This window comes from Mesorhizobium sp. M8A.F.Ca.ET.207.01.1.1, assembly GCF_004794715.1.
Taxonomy (GTDB): Bacteria; Pseudomonadota; Alphaproteobacteria; order Rhizobiales; family Rhizobiaceae; genus Mesorhizobium.
The window spans coordinates 85,524-100,335 of record NZ_SRUS01000008.1; the positions used below are offsets into that span (position 1 = coordinate 85,524).

Genomic DNA, 14,812 nt, shown 5'->3' on the forward strand with positions numbered 1-14,812 from the left:
CTTTGCTCGAACTGATTGGGCTCGAACTGGCCGGGCGAAAACTGATCGGCCGCGCCTTGGCCGCATGCGTCGTGCTTGGCGCCGGCAGCGCCGTCGCCGAGGAAGTCGGCAAGGTCGGCGTCGACTGGATCGGCAACGACATCATCGTCGAGGCGATCAAGGATCCGAAAGTGGAGGGTGTCACCTGCCACGTTTCCTATTTCGATCGCAGCGTCATCGACCGCCTGCACAAGGGCAACTGGTTCGAGGATCCCAGCGATTCCTCGATCTCATGCCGTCAGACAGGTCCGATCTCCATCGGGGATATCGATACGAGCGAAGGCGGCGAGGAGGTGTTCAAGCAAGGTATCAGCCTGATCTGGAAGAAGCAGGTGGTAAACCGCATCTACGACAAGGCCAACGAAACGCTGATCTATCTGTCGCATTCACGCCAGGTGCAGAACGGCTCGGCCAAAATGTCGGTCACGACCGTGCCGCTCTACGGCCAGAACGTGGTGTGGAGCAAGGGCAAACCGAAATAGGCGGGCGAACGTCTTCCTGGTCCTGTTCTGACCGATGATCGGCCCCGGCTTGCGGGACCAATCATCACGGCGTAAAGCCGCCGGCATGGACCGTTCCGAAGATCTCGTCGCGAAAGACCCCGAGCCGCGCATCCATCCGACCGCGGAGATGAAGGGCTGCAAGCTCGGCCGCTACGCCGCGATCGGCGAACGCGTCGTGCTGCGCGAGGTCATCGTCGGCGACTTCTCCTATTTCGAACGCCATGCCGAGGCGATCTATACGACGATCGGCAAATTCTGCTCGATCGCCGCCAACAGCCGCATTAATGCGCTGGAACATCCGATCGAGCGGTTGACCCAGCACAAGGTCAGCTATCGGCCGAACGAATATTTTCGCTGGCTGGGCGTCGATGCCGCGTTCCGCGAGCGGCGGCGGTCGAAGGCCGTGACCATCGGCCATGATGTCTGGATCGGCCACGGCGCGGTCATCTTGCCTGGCATCGCCATCGGCAATGGCGCGGTCATCGGCGCCAATGCGGTGGTGACGCGGGACGTGCCGTCCTACACGATCGTCGCAGGCGTGCCGGCGAAGCCGATCAGGCCGCGTTTTGTCCCTGAAATAGCGGCGCGCATCGAGGCTCTCGCCTGGTGGGACTGGCCGGTGGAAAAACTCGCCAGGGCGGTTCCCGACATGCAGGCGATGCCGATCGAGGCCTTCCTCGACCGCTGGGAAAACGACGCCGTTTGAGTTCCGGCAGAGAACGGCAGGGCCTGGCCGTCGCGACCGTGCAGAGTATCAACAGGCCAATGCCCTGCGGGTAAGTGAAGCGGCCGGCTGTCTGGGCGCGAGTTGGCTCTTCGGGGAACTATTCTTCGCGCTTTCCGGAATGAAGCCCCTTCCGCCATGCGGGGGTGGCGCGGCGGAAGGGGCTGGAGGTAAACCGCTGTGAAGCGGAGGAACAGGCTCTTTGCCTGCAGGGTTACCATGACATTGAACCGATAAGGTGTGTTTTGCGCCGAATGCGCGCTGAGCGTGCATTCAATTGCGCCGGTTACATTCGGTTCTCGATGGGAACCCAAAGGTCCGCCGCTTGTTTCTCAATGCCGCAAACATTGAGGGCGCTCGATACATGGAAAAGCTTTTCACCAAGGCCGCCAACTGGGTCGCCCATATAACCGGCCTGCCGCTGACCTTTGCCGGCTGCTGCCTGGTCGTCATCGTCTGGGCGGTTAGCGGGCCGGTCTTTGGTTTCTCGGACACCTGGCAACTGGTGATCAACACCGGCACGACCATCATTACATTCCTGATGGTGTTCCTCATCCAGAACACCCAGAACCGTGACGGCGCGGCGATCCAGGCCAAGCTCGACGAATTGATCCGGGTCAGCGAGGGCCACAACAACTTTATCGGCATCGAACACCTGACCGAATCCGAGGTCGAGGAGATCCGCGCCAAATGCGAGCGAGCCGCTAAGCGGCACGACGAGAAGATCGCAACCACGGCGGCAAAGAAGGCGGTTGCCCAGAAGCGAGGCGCGAAAAAGAGCGCGGCTTAAAGCTCAGCCTTTCATGAACGCCGCGAATGCGTCCTTGTGGTCGGGATGCCAGCGCGACAGGGCAGGACGGTTTTCGATAATGTCGCCGATTGCCCAGGCCATGCGCTTTTCGTCCAGCGGCCGCGCCGCCTCATTGTCCGGGCACAGGATGTAGAAGTCGCGCCTGACCAGCGATTCCAGCATGAAATCGACGACCTGTTCACCCGTCCAGGCGCCAGCGGGCTTTTCCGTCGCGCCTTCGGTGAGGCCGGTATAGGTGAAGCCGGGGATGAGCAGATGCGCCGACAGGCGGCCGCCGGGCTCGTTCCTTAGCGCGTGCGCCAGGCCTTCGGTAAAGGTCTTCACGCCAGCCTTGGAAACATTGTAGGCGAGGTTGCCGGGCGGCGTGGTGATGCCTTGCTTGGAGCCGGTGTTGACGATCAGGCCCGGCTTGGCCGCCGCCAGCATGCGCGGCGCGAAGGCTTCGACGCCATGCACGACGCCCCAGAAATTGATGTCGAGCAGCCGCTTCCAGCCATCGCGGTTTTCCCAGGGCTTTCCAGGATTGTCGCCGACGCCGGCATTGTTCATCAGCAGCGAGACCTCGCCAAAGGCGCCGAATGCCCGGTCGGCGAGGCGATCGACCTCATCGGCCTTCGAAACGTCCGATGCAACCGCAAGCACGGCGTCGTCGCCGGCGATGGCGGCAACGGCCCGCGAGGCATCGTCGAGGCGCGGACCAGCGATGTCGGCGAGCACGATCTTCATGCCCATCAACGCCAGCCGTTTGGCCGCCGCGAGGCCAATGCCGCTGGCGGCGCCGGTGATGACGGCGGTATTGCCTCGGCCAAGCGCTGGCAGGGCTGTCTGGATCTCGGCGTCGGGGATCATCGGCGGTGGTTTCCTTTTTTCGAATGGCGCCGAACTTAGCGCCGGAACAGGCTTGTGCAAGCCTTTGTCGGGGCTCGTCGGGTTGACCAGTCCGCTCGTGGCTGCGCATGCTGCGACGCCAAAAGGGAGATTTCCGATTGACGGATTGGGTTGCAATTCTGAAGGAGCAGACCGCCACCGGCGACCAGATGGGACGCGAGGTGCCACAGATGCTGGCCAACCCGGATATCAGCGAAGCTCAGGTGAAAACCTTGTTCTCCGCACTGGAAAAGCAAGCGGAGTTCGTCGAGAAACTGCGCATGGCGCTGGAGAAGTTCGGCCATGATTTCTCGATCATCAAGGCGGCGGAGCGGCTGGAAGAGCGCTACGCCGACCTTGCCGCTTCCGTGGCGGAGAAGCTGAAAGCGATGCGCGGTTAAGCAAGTCCAGGAACGTATGAGGTGGTTTTCCCTCAGGAATTGCGCCGGACAAAGAAGCTATTTTTCCAATACCCGTGCAAAGCGGGTGTCCGGCACCAGCCAAACCAGGGCGACGGCAACATAGAGCGCCACGCCGATCCACCGGTCGAGGAAGGTCAGCCCAACGGCCGCTACGTAGACGGCAAGCGAAATCCTTCCCTTGCGGTCGCGACCGATGGCCTTGGCGAATCCGGTATCCGGCCCATGCAGCCGATGCAGTGCAATCACCAGCATGCTGTAGGCGGTCGCACACATTACAAGGTCGAAACCGTAGACCGCGACCGGCACCGTGGCGAAATGGTTCTCGCCCATGAAGGCGGTCGTCACCGGCATTAGGGATAACCAGAACAGCAGATGCAGGTTCGCCCACAGCACGTGGCCGTCGACACGCTGCACGGTGTGGAACATGTTGTGCAGATTGTTCCAGTAGATGCCGACATTGATGAAGGAGAGCACGTAGCACAGGAAGATCGGCCACTGCGGCAGCAGGGCCGAAAAATCCTCGCCCTCCGGTACCTTCAGGTCCAGCACCATGATGGTGATGATGATCGCCACCACACCGTCGGTGAATGCCTCGACCCTGCCTTTGCCCATGATCACTGCCTCGGTCCGCGACGAATTGCCGAAAGATAGTAAATCGTTAGCGGATGTTGGCGCGCCGATAAACGGCGCACGAAAAAATCCTCAACTATATCAGGGGAAACCATACGCCCGGACCGGTGATCGTGGTGGTTGGCGTTGGCCACTTGTTGACTTTTCTTGGCGCTGCCTCTCCCCTTGCGATGCAGTCCCGGCCGAAGCAGTCGAACGGCCGGCGACCGAATGGAGGGACTGATGAAACTTCGATTTCTGCTTGCGATAGCGACCATTCTGGCCGCCGTCTTGGGGACGTCCGCCGCCGCCTTCGCCTACGGCGCCCATACCACGACCAGCCTCAACGTGCGCACCGGGCCTGGCGCGGGATACGCCAAGGTCGGGACGCTGCCGGCCGGCTTCAGGGTCGACGTGACCGGCTGCCAGCCTGGCTGGTGCAGGATCCATGGCGGCGGTGTCAGCGGCTGGGCCAGTTCCGGCTATCTCTCGCGGACCCATGTCGTGCATCCGCCGGTCATCATCGTGCGCCCGCCGCATCGGCCGCCGCACTGGCACCATCGGCCTCATCACCGTCCTCCGCACCACCGCCCGCCACACAAGCCGCGTCCCGGCAAATGCAAGATCGCGCCCGGCTTTCCCTGCAAGTAGGCCCGGTCTCCTGCAAATAGACCGCTTGCATCCAATACGGCACGAAGGGATGCCGTGACCGATCGGGGCCGCTGGCCCCGATCAGCGTTTTTGGCAATGGGCCTGGTGGGGCAAGGCCCACCGTGGTGTCAGGAGCGTGGCCGTTCACCGGAACGCCTGTCGTAAGGGCGCGTTAACGTCGCGATCCCTGAAACTGGTGACGTGGTTGGCCATGGCCTTTCGCGATTTGGCGCAGACCCAGAACGAGGCCAGCGGCGACGTCCTCGCGATCCCGGCTGTCGCGGCGATGATCGCAGTGCTGTTTGCCGGCAGCACGGTGCTGACGCCTCTCTATATCATCTACAAGCTGCAATTCGGCTTTTCGCAGATCACTCTGACGCTGATCTACGCGGTCTATGTCGTCGGCAATCTCGGCGCCTTGCTGGTGTTCGGTGGCGTGTCGGACGTGGTCGGACGGCGGCCAGCAGCGCTGGCGGCGATGATCGTGGCCATTGTCAGCGCGCTTATCTTCCTGTTCGCCGGAAATGTCGTGTCGCTCGACGTGGCACGCATCCTGAGCGGGCTTGGTATCGGCATCGGCGCGGGGACCGGGACCGCCTGGATTGCCGAGCTTCTGCCGGCCGCCGACAAATCACGTGCCAGCGTCATCACCACCAGCACCAACTTCCTCGGTCTCGGTTTCGGGTCGCTGATATCGGGACTGTTGGCTCAATACGAGCCCTGGCCGCTGCGCCTGGTCTTCATCGTCTATCTCATGGCGCTCGCGGTGGTGGCGGTCCTGGTCTGGCGCACCCGTGAAACCGTGGCGAAACCGGGTGGCCTTGGGCGGATTTCGATGCGGCCGCACCTCTCCGTGCCTGAGAAGATACGCACGCGCTTCGTCGCGCCGGCGGTGACCGGTTTCGGCGCGATGGCGTTGGTCGGCTTCTATGCCGCGTTGGCGCCGAGCATCCTGGCGCAGCAGCTGCACGAGGCAAACCATGCCGTTGCCGGCGCTCTGTTCTTTGAACTGGCGATCGTCGCGGCGGCCAGCATCGTGGCGCTGATGCGTGTGCAGAGCAGCAAGGCCATGCTGGCCGCCCTGGCCTCGATGATCCCAAGCGTGCTGCTGGTGGTGGCGGCGCAGATGCTGGCCTCGATGGCATTGATGATCGTGGCGACGGCCTGCTGCGGTGTCGTGGCCGCACTTGGCTACCGAGGCGGCCTGCAGGTGGTGAACGAGATCGCGCCGCAGGATCGCCGTGCCGAAGTGGTGTCCAGCTTCTTCGTCTGCTGCTTTGTCGGCAACGCCCTGCCTTTCATCGGCATCGGCGTCGTGTCGACCTATGCCAGCCCTGTCGCGGCGAGCCTGGCCTTCGCGGTCATGATCATCGTCTTCGCGCTGGTGGCGCTTGCCTTCGGGCTCAGACAAAAACGCTGAGACAGGCGTCAACTGGCCGGCAGCCGTGCTTCACCCGTGCGGCGTTTCAGGCGTCATGTTCGCGCGCTGGCGCGGCATGCCAAGGCCGGTGTCGGGCGGTTAGCCGGCAGCCGGCCTGTTCTCGATCATGTGCAAGCTGCGCCAGCCGCCGAAGCGGTAGTAGGCCGCGGCCAGGACCAGCGAGGCGATCGAACCGGCCGGGAAACTCCACCACAGTGCTTCCTCGCCGATCACGCCGCGCATGTAATAGGCGAAGCCGGTGCGCACGATGAGCACCGAAATCACCAGGATGATCAGCGGCGGCATCACGGCCCCCGTGGCGCGCACCGTGGCGAACAGGACGATGGTGATGCCGAACAGGACGAACGACCAGGATGCGACGGTGTTGATGTGGGCGGCGATATCGATGGCGGCGCTGTCACTGCTCAGGAACAGGCCCAGGATCGAGCGGTCGAAGACCCATAGCAGCGCGACAAGGGCGCCGGTCAGGACGAGATTGAAGCCGACGCCGGAGGCGGCAACGCGGCCGATCCGGTCCCAGCGGCCTGCGCCGACATTCTGCGCCGCCATCGAAGAGACCGCGGCGCCGATGGCGAGTGCCGGCATCTGGATGTAGGTCCAGAGCTGCGCGGCGATGCCGTAGGCGGCGGCAACCTGCGAACCATAGGAGTTGACGATGCCCATCACCGTCAGCGCCGCCGCCGAGATGACGATCATCTGCAGGCCCATCGGCACGCCCTTGAAGACGACGATGCGCAGCAGCGCCGGATCGGGGCGCAGCAGAGCGAGATTGGCGCCGGCCAGCCGCAACGGATGCTTGCGCGCGTAGAGCACGACGAGGATGGCGATGACGCTCACGGTCTGGCCGATCAGCGTCGAGGTGGCGGAACCGGCGATGCCGAGTTCGGGAAACGGGCCAATGCCGCGGATGAGCAGGGGATTGAGCACAATGTCGAGCACGACCGCCAGCGCCATGAAGATGAAGGGCGTGCGGGAATCTCCGGCACCGCGCAGTACGGTCATGACGAACGACAGAAGGTTCATCATCGGCACGGCGACGAAGATGATGCGCAGGTAGGAGCGCGCCAGCGGCAAGGCGTCGGCCGGCGTGCCAAGCGCGCCCAGGATGGCGTCGACCCAGATCCAGCCGCAGACCGCGAAGACCACCGAAACGAGGAAAAAGAAAGTGGCGCTGGTGCCGACGATGCGGCGCGCCTCGGGCAGGTCGCGGGCGCCGACCGACTGCGCCACCAGGATGGTGGCCGCCATGCCGATGCCGAACACCGTGCCGAGGATCAGGAACAGAACGAGGTTGGCGTTGGAGGTCGCGGTCAGCGCCGATTCGCCGAGGAATCGGCCCACCCAGACGGCATTGACCGAGCCGTTCAGCGATTGCAGCACATTGGAGCCGAGCACCGGCAGGGCGAACAGCAGCAGCGTGCGCGGGATCGGGCCGCTGGTCAGGTCGCCGGTGCGCCGACGCGCGGGCATTTTTTCGTCCATGGCTAAGGCCTATCTCGAGTCCGGTGCGCGATGATCGCAGATTCAACCTGACAGGTCGATGTAGGCGGACGGTCCAAGGCGTTCGCGCCATGATGGGACATCATCGACCTCGACAGCCGCGTCAACGGAGCCCGCCCAGGTCTTCGTGCGGCCCAACCTGTCGGCCGCCGGCAAGATCATGGCCGTGTCGAGCAGGACGGCCAAGCCGATCGATGCGGGCGTGCCGAAGGACGCCGAGTTCTTGAAGTAAGCCTTCGCGACCTGCACAGGCGGTCGCGCCAGGCGCGCCCGCTTGTGCGGTGATCGTTACTTCTTGCCGAGACCCGGCAGCGTCACTTGATAGACCAGGAACATGGTGTCGACATCGGCGCCGTCATCGGCCTTGTAGGGGGCGCCGACCTGGAATCCGTCCTGGGCGAGGAAGTCGTTGTCGTTGCCGACGAACAGGAAATAATCGTCGGGCAGCTTCGGATCGAGGACGCTGGCGACCGACATCGCTTCCCACTTTTCCGAGAGCTCATTGTGGTCCTTCGCCCCGCCATTGTGCAGGCCGAAGCGGCTGAGTTCGCCGGCGTCGTTGATGTCGATGAACGGCGTCAGCTTGGCCGGGGTCACCGACGGATCAAGCACGCCCTTGGGCGCGACCGGCTTGTCGGCGGCGTCGAAAGGCCCGCCGGCGATGTCGGTCGCGCCGGACAGGTCGACGATGTTGATCTGGCGGTAGAGTGACGCGTCACCCTTCTTCAGGCCCTGGCCGTTGCCGCTGTCGCGCGCCAGCATCAGGAAGGTGTCCGAAAGCGCCACGATCTCGCTTTGCGCGGCGACCTTGGTCTTGCCCTTGGCATCCTTGAACACCGGCAGCGGCACGACATATTCATGCGCGAGCTTCAGATGGGCGAAGTCGGAGGCATCATAGACCAGCGCCCGGGTATTCTGCCGTGTCGAGGGTGAATCGCCGCCATCCTGCCTCGGAGCCGACTGCAGCACGGCGATCAGGAACTTGCCGTCCGGCGTCATCGCCATGCCCTCGAGGCCCTGGTTGTTCTGGCGTCCGGTTTCGGGATCCTTCGGATCGGGGTCGGCGGCGCCCGGGCCGGGACTGTCGGAGGAGAAGTTCGGCGCGCCCTTGCGCATCGGCACGAGGGCCGCAGGCGGCTGGGTCGCCGACATCAGGCGGCCTTGCGCGGAAAACCTGTAGATGTTGGGGCCGTACTCGTCGGAGATGAACATCGAACCGTCGGGCAGCCGCACGATAGCCTCATTGTCGAGGGCGAGCTTGCCGTTGGTGGCGACGGGCAGCATCGGCATGTCGCCGGCGGCCGGGCGCACATCCGACAGCGGATCGAGCCCGGTGGCATCGGCGCCCTTGTCGTCAGTAAGAAGCATGGTGTCGGCAAGCGTCGCCTTGACGCCCTTCTGCTCCTGGCCGGCGGCGGGAGCAGCGCCCGGCGCGACAGGCGTGAACTCGATGCCGATGGTGTTGAGACGCGGCCGGTAGTCGGTGGTGCCGGCGACATTGTAGCCACGGTCGGGCAGGAGCCAGAGCGATCCCTTGTAGGTGCCCGCATCATGCGTCCAGCCGGATGTGTCGATCGCCATGCCGGAGCCCGAGCCGAAGGTCTCGCCGAACTTGTCGCGCTGGTCGGCCGGGATGCGGCCGACGCCGACCAGGCCCTTGTTGACGTAGGCCACGCCGTCGGCAAGCGCCGGGGTGAGAGCGGTGAACAAGGCCAGCGCGACGCCGAGCGAGGCGGTTCGGTGCAGGTGTTTCATGGACAATCCTCTTTGTGACGAAGCATGCCGGAGCGGCCGAAGGACAAACGGAAAGAGGTGCCGCATCGATGATGCCGTGCATGCCTCCCCGAAAGCGATCTAAGGCGTCAACATGATGCTTGCGTGACAGTGCGCGACGCCGACCAGCGGCGATCTCCAAGTGCCGATGAAAACGCTGGACGGCATGAGATTGTTGACCGCCCATCCGCAGCATTCCGTGCACTAGACACTTATGTACAGTGCGTATATGGTGCCGCCACTGACAGACCGGGAGGGAAGCCTTGAAGTCGCACTACCGCGCAGTTGTCATTGGGGGTGGCGTGGTGGGCGCCTCGGTGCTCTACCACCTGACGCGGTTCGGCTGGAGCGATGTGGCGCTGATCGAGCGCGCCGAACTGACCGCCGGCTCGACCTGGCACGCGGCGGCCGGTTTCCATGCGCTCAACGCCGATCCCAATGTCGCTGCGCTGCAGGACTACACCATCAACCTCTACCGCGAGATCGAGGCCGAATCCGGCTGGGATATCGGGCTGCACATGACCGGCGGCGTCAACATCGCCAGTGATCCGGCGCGCTGGGAGTGGCTGAAATCGGCCTGGGCGGTGTTCCAGTCGGTCGGCATCGAGACGGCCCGGCTGGTTACGCCCGACGAGATCAAGGCGATCTGCCCGATCGTCGACGTCACCGGCGTGCTCGGCGGCCTTCATGACTCCAACGAGGGCCATCTCGATCCATACGGCACGACGCACGCCTATGCCGGCGCCGCCAAGAAGCGTGGCGCCGATGTCATCCTGCGCAACCGCGTGGTCGAGCTGAAGGCGCGCGCCGACGGCCAGTGGGATGTCGTCACCGAGCAGGGCACCATCGTTGCCGAGCATGTCGTCAACGCCGGCGGGTTGTGGGCCAAGCAGGTCGGCCGCATGGCCGGCGTAGACCTGCCGGTGACGCCGATGGCGCATCACTATTTCGTCACCGAGGACATTCCCGAGATCGCGGCGCTCGACCGGGAGATCGGCATCGCCGTCGATCTCGACGGCTTCTCCTACCTGCGCCAGGAGCGCAAGGGCGTGCTGCTCGGCGTTTACGAGCAGAACCCGAAGCACTGGAACATGGACGGCGCGCCATGGGACTATGGTATCGAGCTGATTCCGGAAGACATCGACCGGATCAGCCCGGAACTCGCCAAGGCGCATGAGCGCTTTCCCTGCCTGGCGACGGCCGGCATCCGCAAATGGGTCAACGGCGCCTTCACCTTCACCCCCGACGGCAACCCGATCGTCGGGCCGGTGCGCGGCTTGAAAAACTACTGGGTCGCCTGCGGCGTCATGGCCGGCTTCAGCCAGGGCGGCGGCGTCGGCAAGTCGCTGGCCGAATGGATGATTTACGGCGAGCCGCGGGCCGACATCTTCGGCATGGACATCGCCCGCTACGGCGCCTTCGCCGCCAACCGCGAATATCTCAGGCAGACGACACGCCAGTTCTATTCGCGGCGCTTCGTCATGACCTTTCCCAATGAGCGATTGCCAGCGGGCCGGCCTTTGAAACGCCCCGGCGCCTATGACGGTATGGCTGCTGCCGGCTGCGAATGGACGGCCTCGTGGGGGCTGGAAATCCCGGCCTATTTCGCGCCGATGGGCTTTCGCGAGAACACGACGCTCAAGCGCTCCAACGCTTTCGACATCGTCGGCGACGAAGCGCTGCAGGTGCGCCGCGCCGCCGGCCTCGTCGATATCTCGGCCTATTCGCGCTACGCGATTTCAGGGCCGGGCGCCGCAGCGTGGCTCGACCGGCTGCTCGCCTGCAGGCTGCCGAAAGCCGGCCAGGCGCGGCTGGCGCCCATGCTCGGGCCGGACGGGCGGTTGAAGGGCGATCTCACCGTCATCAACTGGGGCGGCGGCGACTATTGGCTGATGGGCTCCTATTATCTCCGGGAGTTCCACCTGCGCTGGTTCGAGAGACAGGCGCGAGAGGGCGTCACGGTCACCGACATTTCGGATGTGATGAGCGGATTCCTGCTGACCGGACCAAATGCGCGCAAGATCCTGGAGCGCACGACGCATCAGGATGTGTCCGGCAAGGCGCTGCCGTTCATGGCCTGCGGCGCGTTCGATATCGGCATGGTGCATGCGCGGGTTGCCCGCCTCTCCATCGCCGGCGAGCTCGGCTTCGAGATCAGCTGCCCCGTGACCATGCACGCCACATTGCGCGAGACGCTGCTTGCCGCCGGCAAGGACCTCGGTCTGGCCGAGATCGGCTACTACGCGCTCAATGCGCTGCGGCTGGAGAAAAGCTTCGGCATCTGGTCGCGCGAATTCACGCAGGGCTACACGCCCGGCCAGACCGGGCTCGATCGCTTCATCGCCTTCGACAAGGGCGATTTCGTCGGCCGCGAGGCGGCGCTGAAGGAACGAGACGCCGGCGCCGCGCAGCGGATCGTGACGCTGGAGATCGACGCCGTCGATGCCGATGCCAGCGGCTTCGAGCCGGTCTGGCATGGCGGCCGGCGCGTCGGCTTCGTCACCTCCGGCGGATTTGGCTACACGATCGGCAAGAGCGTCGCGCTGGCGTTGGTGGACGACGATTTCGCCGGGGAGGGGACGGCGCTTTCGGTACACATTGTCGGCGTCGAGCGGCCGGCGCGGGTCATCTCTGCCTCGCCCTATGATCCCCAGGGCAAGGCGATGCGGCAATGAGGAGGAACTTCCGATGATCGATGACGCGGCACGAGACAGCAGGCGCGAACGCCGGCGCGGACGCACCGGCGAAGCGGGCAGCGAATCCAGCCGCAAGCCCAATTACCGGTCGCTGAAGAACCCGTTCCTGCCGCAGCCGATCTTTTCCGACGACCAGGTGGCGTCGATCCACGACACGGCGCTGCGCGTGCTGGAAGAGCTCGGCATCAAGGTGCTGCTGCCGCAGGCGCGCGAAGTGCTCACTCGCGCCGGCGCGCGGGTCGATCCCGAGACCGACATGGTGCGCATCGGCCGCGACATGGTGGTGGCAGCCTTGGCCTCGGCACCGCGATCGATCCATGCCAATGCGGGCGTGCGCGCTCGCGATCTGTCGCTCGAACTGGGTTCGATGACATTCCTGGCGGGCTCCGGCGCGCCCAACGTCACCGATCTCGACCGCGGCCGGCGGCCCGGAACGCTGGTCGCCTTCGAGGAACTCATCAAGCTGGTGCAGCATTTCGATGTCTTGCACATGCTGGGGCCGTGCATCGAGCCGCAGGACATCGACAATCGTTTTCGCCACTATGCCGTCAATCGGGCGCAGCTGACCCTGTCGGACAAATTCCCGTTCGTGTTCGCACGCGGCACGCCGCAGGTCGATGACAGTTTCGAGATGATCAGGCTGGCCCGCGGGCTGTCCGAAGACGAGTTCCGCTCGGGCGCGCATTGCTACACCGTCATCAACACCAATTCGCCGCGCCAGCTCGATATCCCGATGGCGCAAGGCATCATCGACTTCGCCAAGGCGGGGCAGGTGCTGATCATCACGCCGTTCTGCCTTGCCGGGGCGATGGCGCCGATCACGGTGGCCGGCGCTTTGACGCTGCAGCATGCCGAAGCGCTGGCCGGGCTGACGCTGGCGCAGATCGTGCGGCCGGGCGCGCCGGTGGTCTACGGCTCCTTCTCCTCCAATGTCGACATGAAATCGGGCGCACCGGCCTTCGGCACGCCGGAGCACGTCAAAGCCACACTGGGCGCGGGCCAGCTGGCGCGCTTCACCGGTCTGCCATGGCGCTCGGGCGGCGGCAGCGCGGCCAACATTTCGGACGCGCAAGCCGCGCACGAGACGCAGTTCGCGCTGTGGGGCTCGGTGCTGTCGGGCGCCACCGTCTGCATCCATGCGGCCGGCTGGCTGGAAGGCGGCTTGAGTGTTTCCCTGGAAAAGCTGGTGACCGATATCGAGGCGCTGCAGACGGTCGCCGAACTCTGCGCCGCGACGCCCGGCGACGACGACGCAATTGGCTTCGAGGCGATCGCCGAAGTGCAGCCGGGCGGCCACTTTTTCTCGGCTGGCCATACGATGGCGCGCTACCGCACCGCCTTCTACGAGCCGCTGGTGGCCGACTGGTCGAATTTCGGCAACTGGACGCAAAGCGGTTCGAAGAACGCCACCGAACGCGCCACCGGCGTCTGGAAACGCATCCTTGCCGATTTCGAGCCGCCCGCTTCGGCCGCCGCCACGTCAGGCGTGCTCGACGCGTTCATCGCCCGGCGCACCGAAGAAGGTGGAGCGGCACCGGTTTCCTGAAGGCCGGCAAACGCGCACCAAGAGGTCTGAAGCTGGCTCAATTCCAGCAGCCATTGGCAATTCGTGCGTCTCGTGCAGAAATGAGCGGCATGCGCGAAGCGTCGATCGCAATGGTGATCTTCCTGTGCCTGGCGGGGGCAGCTTTCGCCGCCATGGCGGTCTGGCCCAGGATGCCGGTCAGGCATCGCGACGACGATACGAATGCCGTGGTCCGGCTCGCCGCCAATCTGTTCGGAGTGATGACCTCGCTGATGCTTGGGCTGATGATCAACTCGGCCAAGAACACCTTCGAATCGATCGATCACAATGTGCATGCCTATGCGACGGAGCTGATCCTGCTCGACAGGACCTTGCGCCAATACGGACCGCAAACCGACACGGTGCGCCAGCCGCTGGTTGCCTATGTGCAGGGGGTGGTGGCCGATGCCATGCAGGGCGACGAGACGCCTGCCGCCGGCAACGAGCTGTCCGAACATCTGTTGACGGAGATCGGCACGCGGCTGAGCGCGCTGCCGCCGGCCGACGCGGCGCGCGCCTCCGTCTTGCAGGACGCCCGTCAGCGCCTGCAGAAAGTGCTGGAATTGCGCTGGGTGCTGATCGAGCAGTCGGAGGGCACGATCCCCTGGCCGCTGATCGTCATGCTGGTTACGTGGCTGGCGCTGATCTTCGCCAGTTTCGGGTTCAGGGCGCCGAGGAATGCGATCACTGCCGCGACCTTCATGGTCTCGGCCGCGCTGATTGCCGGGGCGATCTACCTGATCCTGGACATGGATGTGGCGTTCTCCGGCCCGATCCAGATTTCGTCGGCGCCGCTGGAGCGGGCCTTGGCGGAATTGCAGCGATGATGCGGAACCGGCGGCATTCCCCAGACATCCATCGGGATGGCCAATGGAGGACGACATGGGTTTCGACCAGTATCACGAACCGCCGGAAGAACTGTCGCAGCAAGTGCGCACCTTCGCCCGCATGATCGCCTCGCTGATCGAGGAGGCGGAAGCGATCGGCTGGTACGAACAGCGCATGTCGGTGGAGAAGGACCCGCAAGCCAAGGCGATCATGAAGAACGCGCAGAGCGAGGAGTTCAAGCATTTCGGCATGGACCTCGAATTCCTGCTGCGCCAGAAGACGGACTGGCGCGCGGAACTGAAGGAAATCCTGTTTACGACAGGGGATATCGTGAAGGCCGGTGAGCGGGGCGAGAAGAAGCTGGATTGAGCGACGTCGCCGGCT

General features: G+C 64.6%; 15 protein-coding genes. 10 read left to right on the forward strand and 5 right to left on the reverse strand.

All coding sequences use genetic code 11. The features are described from left to right. The first annotated feature begins 2 nt into the window (after positions 1 to 2). The 3 genes from EN850_RS23200 to EN850_RS23210 all read left to right on the forward strand — a co-directional run bounded on the left by EN850_RS23200 (position 3) and on the right by EN850_RS23210 (position 2,056). Positions 3 to 521 carry a CreA family protein gene (locus EN850_RS23200; protein ID WP_136092338.1) on the forward strand — a complete coding sequence of 173 codons (519 nt, stop codon included), beginning with the start codon at positions 3 to 5 and terminating at the stop codon, positions 519 to 521. Positions 522 to 606: 85 nt separating this feature from the next. After that, positions 607 to 1,248 (forward strand): DapH/DapD/GlmU-related protein, encoded by a 642-nt coding sequence (locus EN850_RS23205; protein WP_127871679.1) that lies wholly within the window; start codon positions 607 to 609, stop codon positions 1,246 to 1,248. Between the two features lie 382 nt (positions 1,249 to 1,630). Next, entirely contained in the window at positions 1,631 to 2,056 is a 426-nt protein-coding gene (locus EN850_RS23210) for a low affinity iron permease family protein (RefSeq protein WP_127871678.1), read from the forward strand. 3 nt (positions 2,057 to 2,059) lie between these two features. On the opposite strand, the gene EN850_RS23215 is transcribed toward EN850_RS23210, so the two are convergent. After that, positions 2,060 to 2,926 carry an SDR family NAD(P)-dependent oxidoreductase gene (locus tag EN850_RS23215; protein ID WP_127871677.1) on the reverse strand — a complete coding sequence of 289 codons (867 nt, stop codon included), beginning with the start codon at positions 2,924 to 2,926 and terminating at the stop codon, positions 2,060 to 2,062. A gap of 137 nt (positions 2,927 to 3,063) precedes the next feature. On the opposite strand from EN850_RS23215, the gene EN850_RS23220 reads away from it, so the two are divergent. Next, on the forward strand, positions 3,064 to 3,345 hold the full coding sequence (locus EN850_RS23220; protein WP_023792142.1) for a hypothetical protein: 282 nt from the start codon (positions 3,064 to 3,066) through the stop codon (positions 3,343 to 3,345). 57 nt (positions 3,346 to 3,402) lie between these two features. On the opposite strand, the gene EN850_RS23225 is transcribed toward EN850_RS23220, so the two are convergent. After that, complete coding sequence (locus EN850_RS23225) at positions 3,403 to 3,978, reverse strand: TMEM175 family protein (protein WP_127280053.1); 576 nt, start codon at positions 3,976 to 3,978, stop codon at positions 3,403 to 3,405. A gap of 240 nt (positions 3,979 to 4,218) precedes the next feature. On the opposite strand from EN850_RS23225, the gene EN850_RS23230 reads away from it, so the two are divergent. Both EN850_RS23230 and EN850_RS23235 read left to right on the forward strand, forming a co-directional pair. Further along, positions 4,219 to 4,626, forward strand: coding sequence for an SH3 domain-containing protein (locus tag EN850_RS23230; protein WP_127871674.1), 408 nt, complete (start codon positions 4,219 to 4,221; stop codon positions 4,624 to 4,626). Positions 4,627 to 4,837: 211 nt separating this feature from the next. After that, the gene (locus EN850_RS23235) at positions 4,838 to 6,046 is read left to right on the forward strand and encodes an MFS transporter (RefSeq protein WP_136092339.1); all 1,209 of its coding nucleotides are present in this window, start codon (positions 4,838 to 4,840) and stop codon (positions 6,044 to 6,046) included. A 99-nt stretch (positions 6,047 to 6,145) separates the two neighbouring features. On the opposite strand, the gene EN850_RS23240 is transcribed toward EN850_RS23235, so the two are convergent. From EN850_RS23240 to EN850_RS23250, 3 genes are read right to left on the reverse strand one after another with little or no spacing between them, the layout of a single operon-like run. Further along, positions 6,146 to 7,537, reverse strand: coding sequence for an MATE family efflux transporter (locus EN850_RS23240; protein ID WP_246689265.1), 1,392 nt, complete (start codon positions 7,535 to 7,537; stop codon positions 6,146 to 6,148). A 54-nt stretch (positions 7,538 to 7,591) separates the two neighbouring features. Then, positions 7,592 to 7,816, reverse strand: a complete 225-nt coding sequence (locus tag EN850_RS36445) for a hypothetical protein (protein WP_189591215.1) — start codon at positions 7,814 to 7,816, stop codon at positions 7,592 to 7,594. A gap of 39 nt (positions 7,817 to 7,855) precedes the next feature. Then, on the reverse strand, positions 7,856 to 9,322 hold the full coding sequence (locus EN850_RS23250) for an esterase-like activity of phytase family protein (RefSeq protein WP_136092340.1): 1,467 nt from the start codon (positions 9,320 to 9,322) through the stop codon (positions 7,856 to 7,858). 281 nt (positions 9,323 to 9,603) lie between these two features. On the opposite strand from EN850_RS23250, the gene EN850_RS23255 reads away from it, so the two are divergent. From EN850_RS23255 to EN850_RS23270, 4 genes are all read left to right on the forward strand, one after another. Then, on the forward strand, positions 9,604 to 12,015 hold the full coding sequence (locus EN850_RS23255) for an FAD-dependent oxidoreductase (protein WP_136092341.1): 2,412 nt from the start codon (positions 9,604 to 9,606) through the stop codon (positions 12,013 to 12,015). A gap of 13 nt (positions 12,016 to 12,028) precedes the next feature. Further along, positions 12,029 to 13,582, forward strand: a complete 1,554-nt coding sequence (locus tag EN850_RS23260) for a trimethylamine methyltransferase family protein (protein ID WP_136092342.1) — start codon at positions 12,029 to 12,031, stop codon at positions 13,580 to 13,582. An 89-nt stretch (positions 13,583 to 13,671) separates the two neighbouring features. Next, positions 13,672 to 14,427 carry a DUF4239 domain-containing protein gene (locus tag EN850_RS23265; protein ID WP_136092343.1) on the forward strand — a complete coding sequence of 252 codons (756 nt, stop codon included), beginning with the start codon at positions 13,672 to 13,674 and terminating at the stop codon, positions 14,425 to 14,427. 55 nt (positions 14,428 to 14,482) lie between these two features. Continuing rightward, positions 14,483 to 14,797 carry a hypothetical protein gene (locus tag EN850_RS23270; RefSeq protein ID WP_136092344.1) on the forward strand — a complete coding sequence of 105 codons (315 nt, stop codon included), beginning with the start codon at positions 14,483 to 14,485 and terminating at the stop codon, positions 14,795 to 14,797. The last annotated feature ends 15 nt before the right edge of the window (positions 14,798 to 14,812 follow it).

Bases quoted from the DNA above. Each gene is read 5' to 3' on its own strand.
- EN850_RS23240 (WP_246689265.1), bottom strand. From the start codon at position 7,537: ATGCCCGCGCGTCGGCGCACCGGCGACCTGACCAGCGGCCCGATCCCG.
- EN850_RS23225 (WP_127280053.1), bottom strand. From the start codon at position 3,978: ATGGGCAAAGGCAGGGTCGAGGCATTCACCGACGGTGTGGTGGCGATC.
- EN850_RS23210 (WP_127871678.1), top strand. From the start codon at position 1,631: ATGGAAAAGCTTTTCACCAAGGCCGCCAACTGGGTCGCCCATATAACC.
- EN850_RS23215 (WP_127871677.1), bottom strand. From the start codon at position 2,926: ATGATCCCCGACGCCGAGATCCAGACAGCCCTGCCAGCGCTTGGCCGA.
- EN850_RS23265 (WP_136092343.1), top strand. From the start codon at position 13,672: ATGCGCGAAGCGTCGATCGCAATGGTGATCTTCCTGTGCCTGGCGGGG.
- EN850_RS23230 (WP_127871674.1), top strand. From the start codon at position 4,219: ATGAAACTTCGATTTCTGCTTGCGATAGCGACCATTCTGGCCGCCGTC.
- EN850_RS23260 (WP_136092342.1), top strand. From the start codon at position 12,029: ATGATCGATGACGCGGCACGAGACAGCAGGCGCGAACGCCGGCGCGGA.
- EN850_RS23205 (WP_127871679.1), top strand. From the start codon at position 607: ATGGACCGTTCCGAAGATCTCGTCGCGAAAGACCCCGAGCCGCGCATC.
- EN850_RS23270 (WP_136092344.1), top strand. From the start codon at position 14,483: ATGGGTTTCGACCAGTATCACGAACCGCCGGAAGAACTGTCGCAGCAA.
- EN850_RS23250 (WP_136092340.1), bottom strand. From the start codon at position 9,322: ATGAAACACCTGCACCGAACCGCCTCGCTCGGCGTCGCGCTGGCCTTG.
- EN850_RS23235 (WP_136092339.1), top strand. From the start codon at position 4,838: ATGGCCTTTCGCGATTTGGCGCAGACCCAGAACGAGGCCAGCGGCGAC.